Here is a 13,908-nt window from a genome sequence, read left to right on the forward strand (position 1 = left end):
CGTCAGAAGAGAGCCGATTAGCAGCATCAACAGATAGATCTTCATGTCTTTCTCCGCTGCGGCATTGCAGCCCATCCAACAGCTGTAATGCAAAAGGTGTTCCATCGATTCAATGACACTCGCGTGATAAGAAATGGTTAATTTTGAGGTAATGAGATGACAGACCACACGGGCGCTCTTCGGAAATCGCCGGCCATGCTTGACCGGCTCAAGGAACTGATTCCGGCGCGTCTGCGGCGAGGCGTTGCCGTGGTCCCGGTGGTGCGGCTGTCCGGGGTCATCGGCGCAGTGACGCCGCTGCGGCCCGGCATGACGCTCGCCGGTGTTGCCCGGATGCTGGAGCGCGCCTTTGCCACAAAGAATGCCAAGGCGGTCGCGCTGGTGATCAATTCGCCCGGCGGCTCGCCGGTGCAATCGCGGCAGATCTACTTGCGGATCAGGCAACTCGCGGCGGAAAAGAGTCTGCCGGTGCTGGTCTTCGTCGAGGACGTCGCGGCGTCCGGCGGCTACATGATCGCCTGCGCGGGCGATGAGATCTTCTGCGACCCGTCCTCGATCCTGGGATCGATCGGCGTCGTCGGGGGATCCTTCGGCTTTCAGGAATTGATCAAGAAGATCGGCGTCGAGCGGCGGCTCTATACCGCCGGCGCGCACAAGGCGATGCTTGATCCGTTCAAGCCGGAAAATCCTGACGATGTCGCGCGCGTCAAAGCGCTCCAGCACGAAATCCACACGATCTTCATTTCGCTCGTCAAAAAGAGCCGCGGCAGCCGGCTCAAGGGCAGCGAGGATGTGCTGTTCACCGGCGAGTACTGGGCGGGAGAGACGTCCGTCTCGCTCGGCCTTGCCGATGCGATCGGGGATCTGCGCTCGACGTTGCGCGCGCGTTACGGTGACAAGGTGAAGACGCCTGTCATTGCGCCCGCAAGCGGCATGCTGTCGGGTCTGCTCGGCCGGAAGTCGGCGGGCGCGGCCACGCTGACCTCGCTGGATGGCATCACGGGGCTACCGGACGAACTGATCTCGGCGCTGGAAACGCGAGCAATCTGGGCCAAATTCGGGTTTTGAAGGCGGTTCCCCGCGCCATTTAGTCCCAGACAAGTGATTGCAGGCCGGCCCGGCTTGCGCGACAATACGACGGGGGCGTGACGTATGGACGAGGATCGACCGATGCCGCCGCTGATTGCAATCGCTGGTGCCCTGGGTGGACTGGCCGTGGTGCGCTGGGCTTATCGGACAGCCCTTCGGGTCAACAGGGAATTGGAAGAGGCGCGTCTGGCACGCGTCGCCGAGGCTGCGCGAGCGAACGATATTCCGACGCTGCGGCAGGATCCGATCACCGGCGCCTATCGGCCCGGCTGATCGCAAACGATCATTCCCTCGGGAGTTTGCCCTCCAGAATCGCTTGCGCCGGCCTCAGGGTGAGGGCATCACCCCTTCGAGGACCGGCCAGCAAGCTTGGAGGTGGGATCGTTTTACCGAGCCCGTTGGCGTCCGTATGTCACAATCCCGTCGTGGGAGATCACGAACTCCGGAGCGCCAATCTTCGAAAGCCCCAATCATCTTGAGCTCCCGAAGTTCCGCCGTGGTAGCCGTCAATTGCTAACGATCCACAAGCGCGGGCTGCGGCCTTGCCGTGATGGTTAGCGCGGCGTCACCCCGGAGACCGCAATTGTGTCGCGGCCGCGTTTTTCGGGGTAAATCCAGGCCGACATTGCCTTGATTCCCCATTCCCTCGCCGATACGGTCCGCGCTCTTGCAGGACCCGAAAGATTTTCGAACCAACAATGGACGCCATACCGCCCCATATGCGCCCGGAACGCTCGTTCCAGGGCTTTATCCTTGCTCTGCAGCGGTTCTGGGCTGATCAGGGCTGCGTGATCCTGCAACCCTACGACATGGAAATGGGTGCTGGTACCTTCCATCCGGCGACGACATTGCGCGCGCTCGGGCCGAAGCAATGGAATGCGGCCTATGTGCAGCCGTCGCGCCGGCCCAAGGACGGCCGCTACGGCGAAAATCCCAACCGGCTGCAGCATTATTACCAGTTTCAGGTGATCATGAAGCCTTCGCCGCCGAATCTTCAGGACCTCTATCTGAAGTCACTGGCCGCGATCGGCATCGATTCACATCTGCACGATATCCGCTTCGTCGAGGACGATTGGGAAAGCCCGACACTTGGTGCGTGGGGTTTGGGCTGGGAGTGCTGGTGCGACGGCATGGAAGTGTCGCAGTTCACTTACTTTCAGCAGGTCGCGGGAGTCGAATGTGCGCCGGTCGCCGGCGAACTCACTTACGGGCTCGAGCGTCTGGCGATGTATGTGCAGGGCGTCGACCGCGTCTACGATCTCAACTTCAACGGCCGCGACGGCGCCGAGCGCGTCACCTATGGCGATGTGTTCCTGCAGGCCGAGCAGGAATATTCGCGGCACAATTTCGAATATTCCGACACGGCGATGCTGTTCGAGCAGTTCAAGATGGCGGAGCAGGCCTGCCGGAAATATCTCGAAGCCGGCTGGAAGAATGGCGGCAATCAGAAGGAACATCTGATGGCGCTGCCGGCCTATGACCAGTGCATCAAGGCGAGCCACGTCTTCAACCTGCTCGACGCGCGCGGCGTGATCTCGGTGACCGAGCGGCAAAGCTATATCCTGCGCGTTCGCGAACTCGCCAAGGCCTGCGGCGATGCCTGGGTGCACACCGAAGCGGGCAGAGCAAGCTGATGCCCGATCTTCTCCTCGAACTTTTCTCCGAAGAAATTCCCGCGCGGATGCAGGCGAAGGCGGCCGATGATCTGCGCCGCATGGTGACCGACAAGCTGGTGGCCGAAGGGCTGGTCTATGAAGGCGCCAAGGCGTTTGCGACGCCGCGGCGGCTGGCGCTGACGGTGCACGGCATTCCGGCGCGGCAGTCCGACCTGAAGGAAGAGCGCAAGGGCCCGCGCGTCGGTGGCCCGGAGCCTGCGATTGCCGGCTTTCTCAAAGCCACTGGCCTTGCCTCGCTCGACGAGGCTAAAATCCAGCGCGATCCGAAGAAGGGCGATTTTTACATCGCGCTGATCGAGAAGCCCGGCCGCGCCACGCTGGATGTGCTTGCCGACATGCTGCCTGTCATCGTCAGGACATTTCCGTGGCCGAAATCGATGCGCTGGGGCGAGCGCTCGGCGCGTCCAGGCGCGCTGCAATGGGTGCGGCCGCTGCACGCGATCATCGCGACCTTTGGCCTGGAAACCGAAGACCCCGACGTCGTGAAATTTTCCGTCGACGGCATCGAAACCGGCCAGACCACCTACGGCCATCGTTTCATGGCGCCGGCCGCGATCAGCGTGCGCCGCTTCGAGGATTACGAGGCGAAGCTGCTCAACGCCAAGGTCGTGCTCGACCCCGAGCGCCGCAAGGACACCATCGCGACCGACGCCAAGCAGTTGGCGTTCGCGCAAGGTTTCGAACTGGTCGAAGACCAGGTGTTGCTCGACGAAGTGGCTGGCCTCGTCGAATGGCCAGTGGCGCTGATGGGCTCCTTCGACAAGGAGTTTTTGTCGATCCCGGATGAGGTGATCCGCGCCACCATCCGCAACAACCAGAAATGCTTTGTGGTCAGCGATCCCAAAACGAAAAAGCTGACCAACAAATTCATCCTTACCGCCAACATCGAAGCCTCCGACGCCGGCAAGGCCATCGTCGCCGGCAACGAGCGCGTGATCCGCGCGCGATTGAGCGACGCGAAGTTTTTCTATGAGACCGATCTGAAGACGAAACTGGAAGACCGGCTGCCGAAATTCGATTCCATTGTATTTCACGAGAAGCTGGGCACGCAGGGCGAGCGTATCAAGCGGATCGAATTGTCAGCAGCGGAGATGGCGCAACTCGCTGGCGCCGATGTTGAGAAGGCGAAACGTGCCGCGCATCTGGCGAAGGCGGATTTGGCGACTGAAGTGGTCGGTGAATTCCCCGAATTGCAAGGCTTGATGGGGAAATATTACGCGCTGGCGCAGGGCGAGGATGCCTCCGTCGCCGCCGCAAGCGAGGAGCATTACAAGCCGCAGGGGCCGAATGATCGCGTACCGACAGATCCGGTGAGCGTCGCCGTGGCGCTGGCAGATAAAATCGATACGCTAATCGGCTTCTGGGCCATCGATGAGAAGCCGACGGGGAGTAAAGACCCTTATGCCTTGCGCCGTGCAGCCTTGGGGGTGATTCGCATTGCGATCGAGCGTGAGATTGATCTGTACCCACGCGGCCTTCTCGAAAAGCGGATAAAAAGAGTTCGCCCAGATCTTTCTGATGTCGCGATTTCTGAAATTGGCGATTCATTCCAGACCTTCTTTGAGGACCGTCTCACTGTTCAGCTTCGCGATCAGGGCGCTCGACATGATCTCGTCGACGCTGTGCTTGGGCTTGGCAGCGGTGAGGTGGGCCTTTTATCGATCGTCCGCCGCGTCGAGGCGCTCGGCAAATTCCTCGATACCGATGATGGCAAGAACCTGCTTGCCGGCACCAAGCGCGCCAGCAATATCCTCTCGATCGAGGAGAAGAAGGACAAGCGCAGCTTTGACGGCGCGCCGGATGAGGCGCTCTACAGGCTCGACGAGGAAAAGGCGTTAGCGAAGGCGATCGATCAGGTGAAGGCGGAAGCAGGTAGCGCCGTAGCCAGGGAAGATTTTGCTGCCGCGATGAGTGCGATGGCGAAGCTGCGTCCGGCGGTTGATGCGTTCTTCGACAAGGTCAAGGTCAATGACGATGACCCGAAGGTGCGTGAAAACCGCCTGAAGCTGTTGAATGAAATCCGCGCGGCGACGCGGGCCGTGGCGGATTTTTCCAAGATCGAAGGCTGACCCCATGGATCGCGAGACGCTCGCCGCCTACGACAATGAGGCGACAGCGTTCGCGAATGAGTGGCACGCGCAGCCAACCCCGGTCGATCTCCAGGACATCGTCGCGCGCTTCTTCGTCAAGGGCGGGGCGACTGCTGATATCGGCTGCGGCAGCGGCCGCGAGGTGGCCTGGCTGAATGCGAATGGTTTTCCGGCCGTTGGCTTCGATGCCTCGGAAGGCCTGCTGGCCGAGGCGCGCTCGCGGTACCCGCATCTGGGTTTCGCGCATGCGGAGTTGCCCGATCTCAACGGTATCGACGCCAGCCGCTACGACAATGTGCTTTGCGAAACCGTGATCATGCACCTTGATCGCGCGCTGATCGCGCCCTCGGTTCGTCGCATGTTCGATATCGTCAAGCCCGACGGTGTTCTCTATCTGAGCTGGCGGGTTATCGATGGCGCCGATGTGCGCGACGCGCATGGCCGGCTGTACGCCGCGTTTGACGCCTCGCTGGTGCTGACGGAACTGACGGCGGCAGCGCTGTTGCTTGACGAAGAGGTCGTCAGCGCCTCTTCCGGCAAGAAGATTCGCCGACTCGTCGTAAAGAAATAAATCCTGAGCTTTATTTGACGCATTTTCGTGCGCGGGCCGCGATCTTCACCTCGCTCGATCACACTATTTCAAAAATGAAAAGCCCCTCCCGGCGGGGAGCCCGGGCGAGGCCTTCATATCCGGTCGCGGCGGGGCGCCCGGACAACGGTTTTGCGCGAGCTGGTTTACTCGACGATCTGAACGATGCGCCGCGAGCGCGGTTCGACCAGCACGGTCTCGCCATTGACCACGGTGTAGCGGTAGGGCGTCACGCCGTATGTTTGCGGCACGTCGTAATAGGTCACGCCGGCTTCCGGCAGGATTCCGCCGACGACAACGCGATCGGGGATGGTGTAGTTCGGTACGTGTTCGCGGATGATGTATTGGCGAAACGCCGGACGTTGATCGACCGCGATGCCATCGACATCGTCATCAACAACCGCAGGGCCGCCGCGAACGATGCCCGTGGTGATCTCGCTTTGCGCCTGCGCTGCAATCGGTGCCGTCAGGGCGCCCGCGATCGCTGCAATGGCAAGTAGCTTGTTCCGCATGATCAACTCCTTCGCGATGAGCACGCCGGCTTGCACCGGCGATCAATTTCACCCAATTCATCGCGCACGGCATCGTTCCCGAAAAAATGCGAGTCCCGCGGCTGCAATTTTCAGCATTTTTTGTTGGCGCCGGAACCCATTGAAGCCACAAGCGTCTCCTATCGTGGAACCGCATCAGACGGTAAAATGCAGATCCCGATTCGACCTTTCCCCACAGCGCTATCGCGGAGAGATTCTAAATGACCCTCACTGTCGCCCACATTTCACCGATCATCTCCGTGATTGCGGGCCTGCTTATTCTGATTATGCCGCGGCTCCTCAATCTGATTGTCGCGATTTTCCTGATTCTCAACGGTCTGATCGGTCTCGGCCTGCTTAGATGGCTGCATTTGTAAGCTTTGAAACGGGCTTCGCGCCTTGCGCGGAACCGCCCAAAGTGGTGTAAGGCGCGCATCCCTTTCCCCGATCGCGGATTGTTGTAAGTCATGGCCAAAGCCGTAGCGAAGACGAAGAAAACCGCAGCTAAATCAAAGGCATCTGTCCCAGCTCGGGGCAAAGCCGCGCCGCCGGCCACAGCCCGTAAGGCGCTGAAGAAAAGCCCGGCCAAGCCAGCGCCGAAGCCCGCCAAGGCAGTCGCGGCCAAGCCAGCGGCAACAGCGGTGCCATCGGGTAAATGGGTATTCACGTTTGGCGACGGCAAAGCCGAAGGCAAAGCAGGCTTGCGCGATTTGCTTGGCGGCAAGGGCGCCAACCTCGCCGAGATGGCCAATCTCGGATTGCCGGTACCTCCCGGCTTCACCATTCCGACGTCGGTCTGCACTTATTTTTATGCGCACGACAAAACCTATCCGAAGGAATTGAAGGCGCAGGTCGAGAAGGCGCTGGATCATGTCGGCAAGATCGCCGGCAAGACGTTCGGCGACGCCAAGAATCCGCTGCTGGTCTCGGTGCGGTCGGGCGCCCGCGCATCGATGCCGGGTATGATGGACACCGTGCTTAATCTCGGCCTCAACGACAAGACGGTCGAAGCGCTGGCTGAGCTGTCCGGCGATCGTCGTTTTGCCTATGACAGCTACCGCCGCTTCATCACGATGTATTCAGATGTCGTGCTCGGCTTCGAGCATCATCATTTCGAAGACATTCTCGATACGTTCAAGGACGGCCAGGGCTATACGCTCGACACTGATCTCACCGGCGATGACTGGGTCGAACTGGTCGGCCGCTACAAGGACGCGGTAGCGCACGAAACCGGCAAGGATTTCCCACAGGATCCGCACGACCAATTGTGGGGTGCGATCGGCGCGGTGTTTTCCTCCTGGATGAACGCGCGTGCGGTGACTTACCGCCGGCTGCACGACATTCCGGAATCCTGGGGCACCGCCGTCAACGTGCAGGCGATGGTGTTCGGCAATATGGGCGAGACGTCGGCGACCGGCGTTGCGTTCACGCGCAATCCGTCGACCGGCGAGAGCAAGCTGTACGGCGAGTTCCTGATCAATGCGCAGGGCGAGGACGTGGTGGCCGGCATTCGCACGCCGCAAGACATTACCGAGGATGCGCGCAAGGATTCCGGTTCCGACAAGGCATCGATGGAAATCGCGATGCCTGAGGCGTTCAAGGAGCTGACGCGAATCTACACGATGCTGGAAAAGCATTACCGCGACATGCAGGACATGGAGTTCACGGTCGAGCAGGGCAAGCTGTGGATGCTGCAGACACGCGGCGGCAAGCGCACGGCGAAAGCCGCGCTGCGCATTGCCGTCGAGCTTGCCAATGAAGGCCTGATCTCCAAAAAGGATGCGGTGTCGCGGATTGATCCGGCATCGCTCGATCAATTGCTGCATCCGACCATCGACCCCAATGCCAAGCGCGACGTGATCGCCACCGGCCTGCCGGCTTCGCCGGGAGCCGCCGCCGGCGAAATCGTGTTCTCCTCCGACGAGGCCGCCAAGCTGCAGGCAGATGGCCGCAAGGTTATTCTGGTCCGGATCGAGACCAGTCCCGAAGATATTCACGGCATGCACGCGGCCGAAGGCATCCTGACCACGCGCGGCGGCATGACCTCGCACGCCGCCGTTGTCGCGCGCGGCATGGGCAAGCCCTGCGTCTCCGGCTGTGGCAGCATTCGCGTCGATTACGGCCGCGGCACCATGAGCATCGGCTCGCGCACCTTCAAGACCGGCGACGTCATCACCATCGACGGGTCGGTAGGCCAGGTGCTGGCCGGACGCATGCCGATGATCGAGCCGGAAATGTCGGGCGAATTCGGCACGCTGATGAGCTGGGCCGATCAGGTTCGCAAGCTTGGCGTTCGCGTCAACGGCGATACGCCTGATGACGCGCGCACCGCCGTTAAGTTCGGGGCCGAGGGCATCGGGCTTTGCCGCACCGAGCACATGTTCTTCGAGGAAACCCGCATCCGCACCGTGCGCGAGATGATTCTCGCCGAGGACGAGCAGGCGCGCCGCTCCGCGCTGTCAAAACTGCTGCCGATGCAGCGCGCGGATTTCGTCGAGCTGTTTGAGATCATGAAGGGCCTGCCGGTGACGATCCGGCTGCTCGATCCGCCGCTGCATGAATTCCTGCCGCACACCCAGGCCGAGATCGAGGAAGTCGCACGTGCGATGAACACCGATCCGCGGCGGCTGGCCGATCGCGCCCGCGATCTGGCCGAGTTCAATCCGATGCTTGGCTTCCGCGGCTGCCGTCTTGCGATTGCCTATCCGGAGATCGCGGAGATGCAGGCGCGCGCGATCTTTGAAGCCGCGGTCGAAGCCGGCAAGCGCACCGGCAAGGCCGTCGGCCTGGAGGTGATGGTGCCGCTGATCGCGACCAAGATGGAGTTCGATCTGGTCAAGGCGCGCATCGATGCGACCGCGCAATCCGTGATGAAGGAGACCGGCGCCAAGCTGAATTATCAGGTCGGCACCATGATCGAATTGCCGCGCGCCTGCCTGATGGCCGGCGAGATCGCCAAGACCGCCGAGTTCTTTTCGTTCGGCACCAACGATCTGACCCAGACCACCTACGGCATCAGCCGCGACGACGCCGCAGGCTTCCTTGGCACCTATATCGCCAAGGGCATCCTGGAGATCGATCCGTTCATTTCGGTCGATCGCGATGGCGTCGGCGAGCTGGTCAAGATCGGCGTGGCGCGTGGACGCAAGACCCGGCCTGACCTGAAGGTCGGCATTTGCGGCGAGCACGGCGGCGATCCCGCCTCCGTGGCGTTCTGCCACGAGATCGGCCTCGATTACGTCTCGTGCTCGCCCTATCGCGTGCCGATCGCGCGGCTCGCCGCGGCCCAAGCTGCGCTTGGCAAGACTGTCGCCAGCCGGGCCTGAGGTCGTTGACCACCACGACCGTCATTGTGCGAAGCGCAATCTAGACCTCCGTCATTCCGGGATGGTGCGTTGGCACCAGACCTCAGATGTGCAATTGCACATCGGGGAATCTCGAGATTCCGGGTTCGATGCTCTGCATCGCCCCGGAATGACGTGTTGATCCTTACACTGCGCAGTTTCAGGAACTCATAATTCCCCGCCGGCAGAATCCGGGCGCTACAAAATTTTCTTCATCATTTTCGTTGACCGGATATTTACCAATTTGTTCGAGCGCCTGTTTACCAACAATTTTGATGCCGGCGACGAAAACGCAGTCATTCCTTGCGTGTATCCGCTGCGCACCACCGGTTAACTCCCCCGCAACCTAAATTCGATAACACCAAAAAAGATCGAATTGCACGGATGTACTGAATTCGGTCGCGCGTGTGTGTGTAGCGTTGCGTGAGCGTATCGATGTTAGTAGTGCGTAACCGGCCGAAGGGCGCGCGTTTCGCGTTCTTCGGCCTCGGTCTCTGCATCTTCGCGCTGAGTCCGACGGAAATCGGATATCAGGATATTGCATCGCTGCTGGCCCGGCAGCCTGGTGTCGCCGAGCGCTGGCAAAAGCGGGTGTTCTCCGCCGCTAGCACCATCCAGCTCGCCACTTACAGCTTTGGCCGCCCGATCGGCACCTCTTCGCCGCAGGCCGGACTCTATCGGCTGGCGAGCTTCGACAATTCCGGTCTCGACACCGGTTCGCTGACGCGCAATCATCTGCTCCAGGCTCCGCCGCGCTATCAGGCATCTGATTTTCCCAAGGTCGATCGCACCTTGAAGGGCGATCGCCTGGTCAAGGCCCCGCCGCCGGAGGGTGCGGCGCCGGCAAATGCCGCGCCGCCGCTTGAAGATCCGTCGACATCCAATGCCTCGGTGGTGGGTCAGAAGACCGCCGCGGCCGCATCGTTCGGCGATCGTCTTCCGCTCGATCCGGAACTTCAGGAAGCGCTGAGTGCTCCGCCGCTTCCGCAATATGATGTTTCATTGTCGCTCGAAGCCCAGCCGCTCGACGATCTGAAAGTTGCCCCCGACACCATTCCGCTGGAATCCGCAACCCCGCATGACGGTTTCTCGGTGAAGACCGCGAGCCTGTATTTCGGCAGCTCCTCGCTTGGTGCGGCGGCGGAGAGCATGGAGCGCTGGGAGCCCGGCGAAGAGCCGATGGTTGTCGCACCGGGCGCGGCCGATCCCGACATGAAGGTGGCGTCGCTGCCGTCGACCGCGGACGAGAGCTCCGCGATCGGAGAGAATGGCGAAAGCGTCGCCGCCAAGGGCGAAGTCAACGCCGACAATCAGCGGATCAAGACGCCGGCCGAACGGCTCGGCCTGCTCGACGAAAAATCACGCGCCAAGTCGGAGAAGTGCCTGGCTGAAGCGGTTTACTTCGAAGCCCGCGGCGAAGCCGTACGTGGCCAGATCGCGGTGGCGCAGGTGGTGCTGAACCGCGCATTCTCGGGCTTCTACCCGACCACGGTGTGTGGCGTGGTTTACCAGAACAAGAACCATCACATGGCGTGCCAGTTCACCTTCGCCTGTGACAACGTCGCCGACGTCGTGCGCGAGCCCGACATGTGGGATCGCGCCAAGCGGATCGCGAAGGCGATGCTCGACGGCCAGCTCTGGCTGCCGGAAGTCGCGAAATCGACCCACTACCATGCCTATTGGGTGCATCCGTCCTGGGTCAGCGAGATGAAGAAGACCTACAAATTCGGCGTCCACACCTTCTATCGGCCGCGGGCCTGGGGTGACGGCAGCGACGCGCCAAGCTGGGGAACGCCGGCGCAGACCGCGGAAATTTCGGCGGAACTGGCGGAAGCCGCCAAGAGCACCGCCGAGCAGTCTGAAACCACGGTACGGCGCTAGCGTGATTTAGAAGCTCTACACTGGTGCCAACGCTCCATCTCCCACTGGGAGAGGTGACCGAATTCGCGCATTGCGATTCTAAACGGGTTTCCCGCTCACGCATCGATATCGAGCGCTACGTCGAAATTCGGCGCCGAATGCGTGAGCGCGCCGGACGAGACATAATCCACGCCAGTGGCTGCGATCTTCGCGATCGTTGCCTGCGTGATGCTGCCGGAAGCCTCCAGCACGACGCGCCCTTTGGTCAGGTTCACGGCCTCGGTCAAGGTTGCGATATCCATATTGTCGAGCAGGACCACATCCGCGAGCCCGGTATCGAGCACCTCGCGCAGTTGCGCCAGCGTATCGACCTCGATCTCGACCTTCACCAGATGTCCGATATGCGCCCGTGCGCGTTCAAGCGCGGGCCTGACGCCGCCGGCGACCGCGACATGGTTGTCCTTGATCAGGATCGCGTCGTCGAGCCCGAAGCGATGGTTGAAGCCGCCGCCACAGCGCACGGCATATTTCTCGAGCGCCCGCAGCCCGGGCGTGGTCTTGCGGGTGCAGCAGATGCGTAATTTGGTGCCGGCGGTGTGGCGGACATAATCGGCGGTAAGCGTGGCGACGCCGGAAAGCCGGCCGACGAAGTTCAGCGCGGTGCGCTCGCCCGCCAGCACGGCGCGTGCCGGCCCTGAAATCGTCAGCACATGCGTGCCGGCGGCGACGGCCGCGCCGTCGCGCGCATGCGCCTCGATGCCGAGATCCGGCGACAGCTTTTGAAAAATCGCAACCGCGAGCGGCAAACCCGCGATCACGCCGGACTGCCGGGCAACCATCACGGCGTGGGCACGAGCGCTCTCGGGAATGGTAGCCATCGAGGTGATATCGCCGGCGCGGCCGAGATCCTCATTCAATGCGCGTTGCACGGCTTCGTCGATCGCGAGCGGCGACAGAAATGCTTCCGGATAGAACAGCGAGTTGGGGGTCGTCATGATGCGTACCTTATCTTGTTATCTGTTAAGCGGTGATCGGCTGCGCGGAGCGCGCTGGCGCGGGCTCGGTCAGCGAGGCCGCGACGTCGCGTGCGGCCGCCAATGTTGTCATGGTGCGATGCGCCAGCGTCGGCTTCTCGGTCGGATAGTCCGAACGGTATTGCGCGCCGCGGCTTTCGCGCCGCGCCCATGCCGATGTCGCGACCAGGAGCGCCGTGGTTGCCATATTGCGCAGCGCGATATTGCCGGTGTCGCGCTCGATCGCCGCGAACGCGCGCACGGCTTCCGCGAGCTGCTCACCATCGCGGATCACGCCGACATGCGAGGTCATCATCGCCCGAAGATTGGCCTCGATCAGTGGCGGCATCGCGCAATTTCGCGGCGGGATCGAAGCCTCGGGCAGGCGGGATGAAGCGGGAGCGGTGCTGCCGTCGATATCCTCCGCAATGCGCGCGGCGTAGACCACGGCCTCGAGCAGGGAGTTCGACGCCAGCCGGTTGGCGCCATGCGCGCCTGTCGAAGACACTTCGCCGCCGGCCCATAATCCCTTCAGCGACGTGCGGCCATTCACATCCACGGCGATGCCGCCCATGTGATAGTGCGCGGCCGGCGCCACCGGGATCGGCTGTTTCGACGGATCGATGCCCGCGGACAGGCAGCTTGCATAGACGGTCGGGAACTTCTCGGCGAAATGGTTGCCGAGCGAAGTGGTGGCGTCGAGGAACGCGCCACGGCCCGCGGCGATTTCCGCAAACACCCCGCGTGCCACGATATCGCGCGGTGCGAGCTCGGCGAGCCTGTGCCGCGCCAGCATGAAGCGCTCGCCACTCGCGTTGATCAGCGTCGCGCCTTCGCCGCGCAAAGCTTCCGTCGCCAGCGGCGCCGGATCGCGGCTGACCATGATCGCTGTGGGATGAAATTGCACGAATTCCGGATCGGCGATCACGGCGCCGGCACGCGCGGCGATCGCAAGCCCGAGGCCGCTGGCTTCGGGCGGATTGGTCGTCACGGCATAGAGATGCCCGATACCGCCGGTCGCCAATACCACCGTGCGCGATGCGATGATAAGTGGCCTGGCAGCGACGTCGCCGGCTTTACGCAGTTGAAGTCCGGTGACGGCGTCGTCATCGGTCAGGAGCGCTTCAGCAACATAGCCTTCGATCACCCGGATCGAAGGCGTCGCGCGCACGGCTTCGATCAACGCGGTGATGATCGCCTTGCCGGCCATGTCGCCCTGCACATGCACGATGCGTCGTGCCGAATGTGCCGCTTCCTGGGAGACTGCGAGCTTGCCTTCGAGGTCGCGATCGAACGGGACGCCATAATGCAGGAGGTCGCGGATGCGCGCACCGGCTTCCCGCGCCAGTCCGAGTGCAACCGTCTCATCGACGAGGCCGGCGCCGACCGCGACCGTATCGGCGGCGTGTGCCTCCGCACTGTCGCCTTCTGCAACCGCCGCAGCGATCCCGCCTTGCGCCCATGCGGTCGAAGCGCCTTCGCCGAGCGGGCTCGCGGAAATCACGGTAACCGGACGCGGCGCCAGTTTGAGCGCGCAGAACAGCCCGGCGAGGCCTGCGCCGACGATGACGACATCGCCGGTGGTGGGGATGAGATCATCAATTTGGTTTTGCATTTTCGTTTCCCACTATTTGTCGTCCTCGCGAAAGCGGGGACCCATACGCCGTGCCGTCTCTGCTAATCGGCGTGATTGCCGCGGCCTCCCGTTGACGACGGT

Annotated in this window: 11 protein-coding genes; 8 read left to right on the forward strand and 3 right to left on the reverse strand. The window is 62.2% G+C overall.

Going from position 1 to position 13,908, the window contains the following annotated elements:
- Positions 1–156 precede the first annotated feature (156 nt).
- From BLV09_RS32955 to BLV09_RS32975, 5 genes are all read left to right on the forward strand, one after another.
- Positions 157–1,068, forward strand: coding sequence for a S49 family peptidase (locus BLV09_RS32955; protein WP_146690381.1), 912 nt, complete (start codon positions 157–159; stop codon positions 1,066–1,068).
- Positions 1,069–1,170: 102 nt separating this feature from the next.
- The gene (locus tag BLV09_RS32960) at positions 1,171–1,362 is read left to right on the forward strand and encodes a hypothetical protein (RefSeq protein ID WP_100387524.1); all 192 of its coding nucleotides are present in this window, start codon (positions 1,171–1,173) and stop codon (positions 1,360–1,362) included.
- Positions 1,363–1,787: 425 nt separating this feature from the next.
- Positions 1,788–2,723, forward strand: coding sequence for a glycine--tRNA ligase subunit alpha (locus BLV09_RS32965; RefSeq protein ID WP_146690382.1), 936 nt, complete (start codon positions 1,788–1,790; stop codon positions 2,721–2,723).
- Positions 2,723–4,834 carry a glycine--tRNA ligase subunit beta gene (gene glyS / locus BLV09_RS32970; RefSeq protein ID WP_146690383.1) on the forward strand — a complete coding sequence of 704 codons (2,112 nt, stop codon included), beginning with the start codon at positions 2,723–2,725 and terminating at the stop codon, positions 4,832–4,834. Before BLV09_RS32965 ends, glyS begins: the two co-directional genes overlap by 1 nt.
- A gap of 4 nt (positions 4,835–4,838) precedes the next feature.
- Complete coding sequence (locus BLV09_RS32975; RefSeq protein ID WP_146690384.1) at positions 4,839–5,426, forward strand: class I SAM-dependent methyltransferase; 588 nt, start codon at positions 4,839–4,841, stop codon at positions 5,424–5,426.
- A 164-nt stretch (positions 5,427–5,590) separates the two neighbouring features.
- Here BLV09_RS32975 and BLV09_RS32980 read toward each other — a convergent pair whose 3' ends face one another.
- A complete protein-coding gene (locus tag BLV09_RS32980; protein WP_146690385.1) occupies positions 5,591–5,956 on the reverse strand; it encodes a DUF1236 domain-containing protein in 366 nt (121 codons plus the stop codon).
- Between the two features lie 239 nt (positions 5,957–6,195).
- Here BLV09_RS32980 and BLV09_RS32985 point away from each other — a divergent pair, with 239 nt between their 5' ends.
- The 3 genes from BLV09_RS32985 (at position 6,196) to BLV09_RS32995 (ending at position 11,199) form a co-directional block, all read left to right on the forward strand.
- Positions 6,196–6,351, forward strand: coding sequence for a DUF3096 domain-containing protein (locus BLV09_RS32985; RefSeq protein WP_100386371.1), 156 nt, complete (start codon positions 6,196–6,198; stop codon positions 6,349–6,351).
- A 90-nt stretch (positions 6,352–6,441) separates the two neighbouring features.
- Positions 6,442–9,300 carry a pyruvate, phosphate dikinase gene (ppdK, locus tag BLV09_RS32990; RefSeq protein WP_146690386.1) on the forward strand — a complete coding sequence of 953 codons (2,859 nt, stop codon included), beginning with the start codon at positions 6,442–6,444 and terminating at the stop codon, positions 9,298–9,300.
- A gap of 453 nt (positions 9,301–9,753) precedes the next feature.
- Positions 9,754–11,199: a cell wall hydrolase gene (locus BLV09_RS32995; protein ID WP_146690387.1), complete on the forward strand. Its 1,446-nt coding sequence runs from the start codon at positions 9,754–9,756 to the stop codon at positions 11,197–11,199.
- Between the two features lie 95 nt (positions 11,200–11,294).
- On the opposite strand, the gene nadC is transcribed toward BLV09_RS32995, so the two are convergent.
- The gene (nadC, locus tag BLV09_RS33000; RefSeq protein ID WP_146690388.1) at positions 11,295–12,173 is read right to left on the reverse strand and encodes a carboxylating nicotinate-nucleotide diphosphorylase; all 879 of its coding nucleotides are present in this window, start codon (positions 12,171–12,173) and stop codon (positions 11,295–11,297) included.
- A gap of 25 nt (positions 12,174–12,198) precedes the next feature.
- Positions 12,199–13,806 (reverse strand): L-aspartate oxidase, encoded by a 1,608-nt coding sequence (locus tag BLV09_RS33005; RefSeq protein ID WP_146690389.1) that lies wholly within the window; start codon positions 13,804–13,806, stop codon positions 12,199–12,201.
- Between the last annotated feature and the right edge of the window lie 102 nt (positions 13,807–13,908).

The organism is Bradyrhizobium canariense, assembly GCF_900105125.1.
In the GTDB taxonomy this organism is placed as follows: Bacteria; Pseudomonadota; Alphaproteobacteria; order Rhizobiales; family Xanthobacteraceae; genus Bradyrhizobium; species Bradyrhizobium canariense_A.

What these genes read in the sequence shown, in the direction of transcription:
- ppdK (WP_146690386.1), top strand. Translation starts at nt 6,442, where the DNA reads ATGGCCAAAGCCGTAGCGAAGACGAAGAAAACCGCAGCTAAATCAAAG.
- BLV09_RS32955 (WP_146690381.1), top strand. Translation starts at nt 157, where the DNA reads ATGACAGACCACACGGGCGCTCTTCGGAAATCGCCGGCCATGCTTGAC.
- BLV09_RS33005 (WP_146690389.1), bottom strand. Translation starts at nt 13,806, where the DNA reads ATGCAAAACCAAATTGATGATCTCATCCCCACCACCGGCGATGTCGTC.
- BLV09_RS32985 (WP_100386371.1), top strand. Translation starts at nt 6,196, where the DNA reads ATGACCCTCACTGTCGCCCACATTTCACCGATCATCTCCGTGATTGCG.
- BLV09_RS32975 (WP_146690384.1), top strand. Translation starts at nt 4,839, where the DNA reads ATGGATCGCGAGACGCTCGCCGCCTACGACAATGAGGCGACAGCGTTC.
- BLV09_RS32965 (WP_146690382.1), top strand. Translation starts at nt 1,788, where the DNA reads ATGGACGCCATACCGCCCCATATGCGCCCGGAACGCTCGTTCCAGGGC.
- BLV09_RS32980 (WP_146690385.1), bottom strand. Translation starts at nt 5,956, where the DNA reads ATGCGGAACAAGCTACTTGCCATTGCAGCGATCGCGGGCGCCCTGACG.
- nadC (WP_146690388.1), bottom strand. Translation starts at nt 12,173, where the DNA reads ATGACGACCCCCAACTCGCTGTTCTATCCGGAAGCATTTCTGTCGCCG.
- glyS (WP_146690383.1), top strand. Translation starts at nt 2,723, where the DNA reads ATGCCCGATCTTCTCCTCGAACTTTTCTCCGAAGAAATTCCCGCGCGG.
- BLV09_RS32995 (WP_146690387.1), top strand. Translation starts at nt 9,754, where the DNA reads ATGTTAGTAGTGCGTAACCGGCCGAAGGGCGCGCGTTTCGCGTTCTTC.
- BLV09_RS32960 (WP_100387524.1), top strand. Translation starts at nt 1,171, where the DNA reads ATGCCGCCGCTGATTGCAATCGCTGGTGCCCTGGGTGGACTGGCCGTG.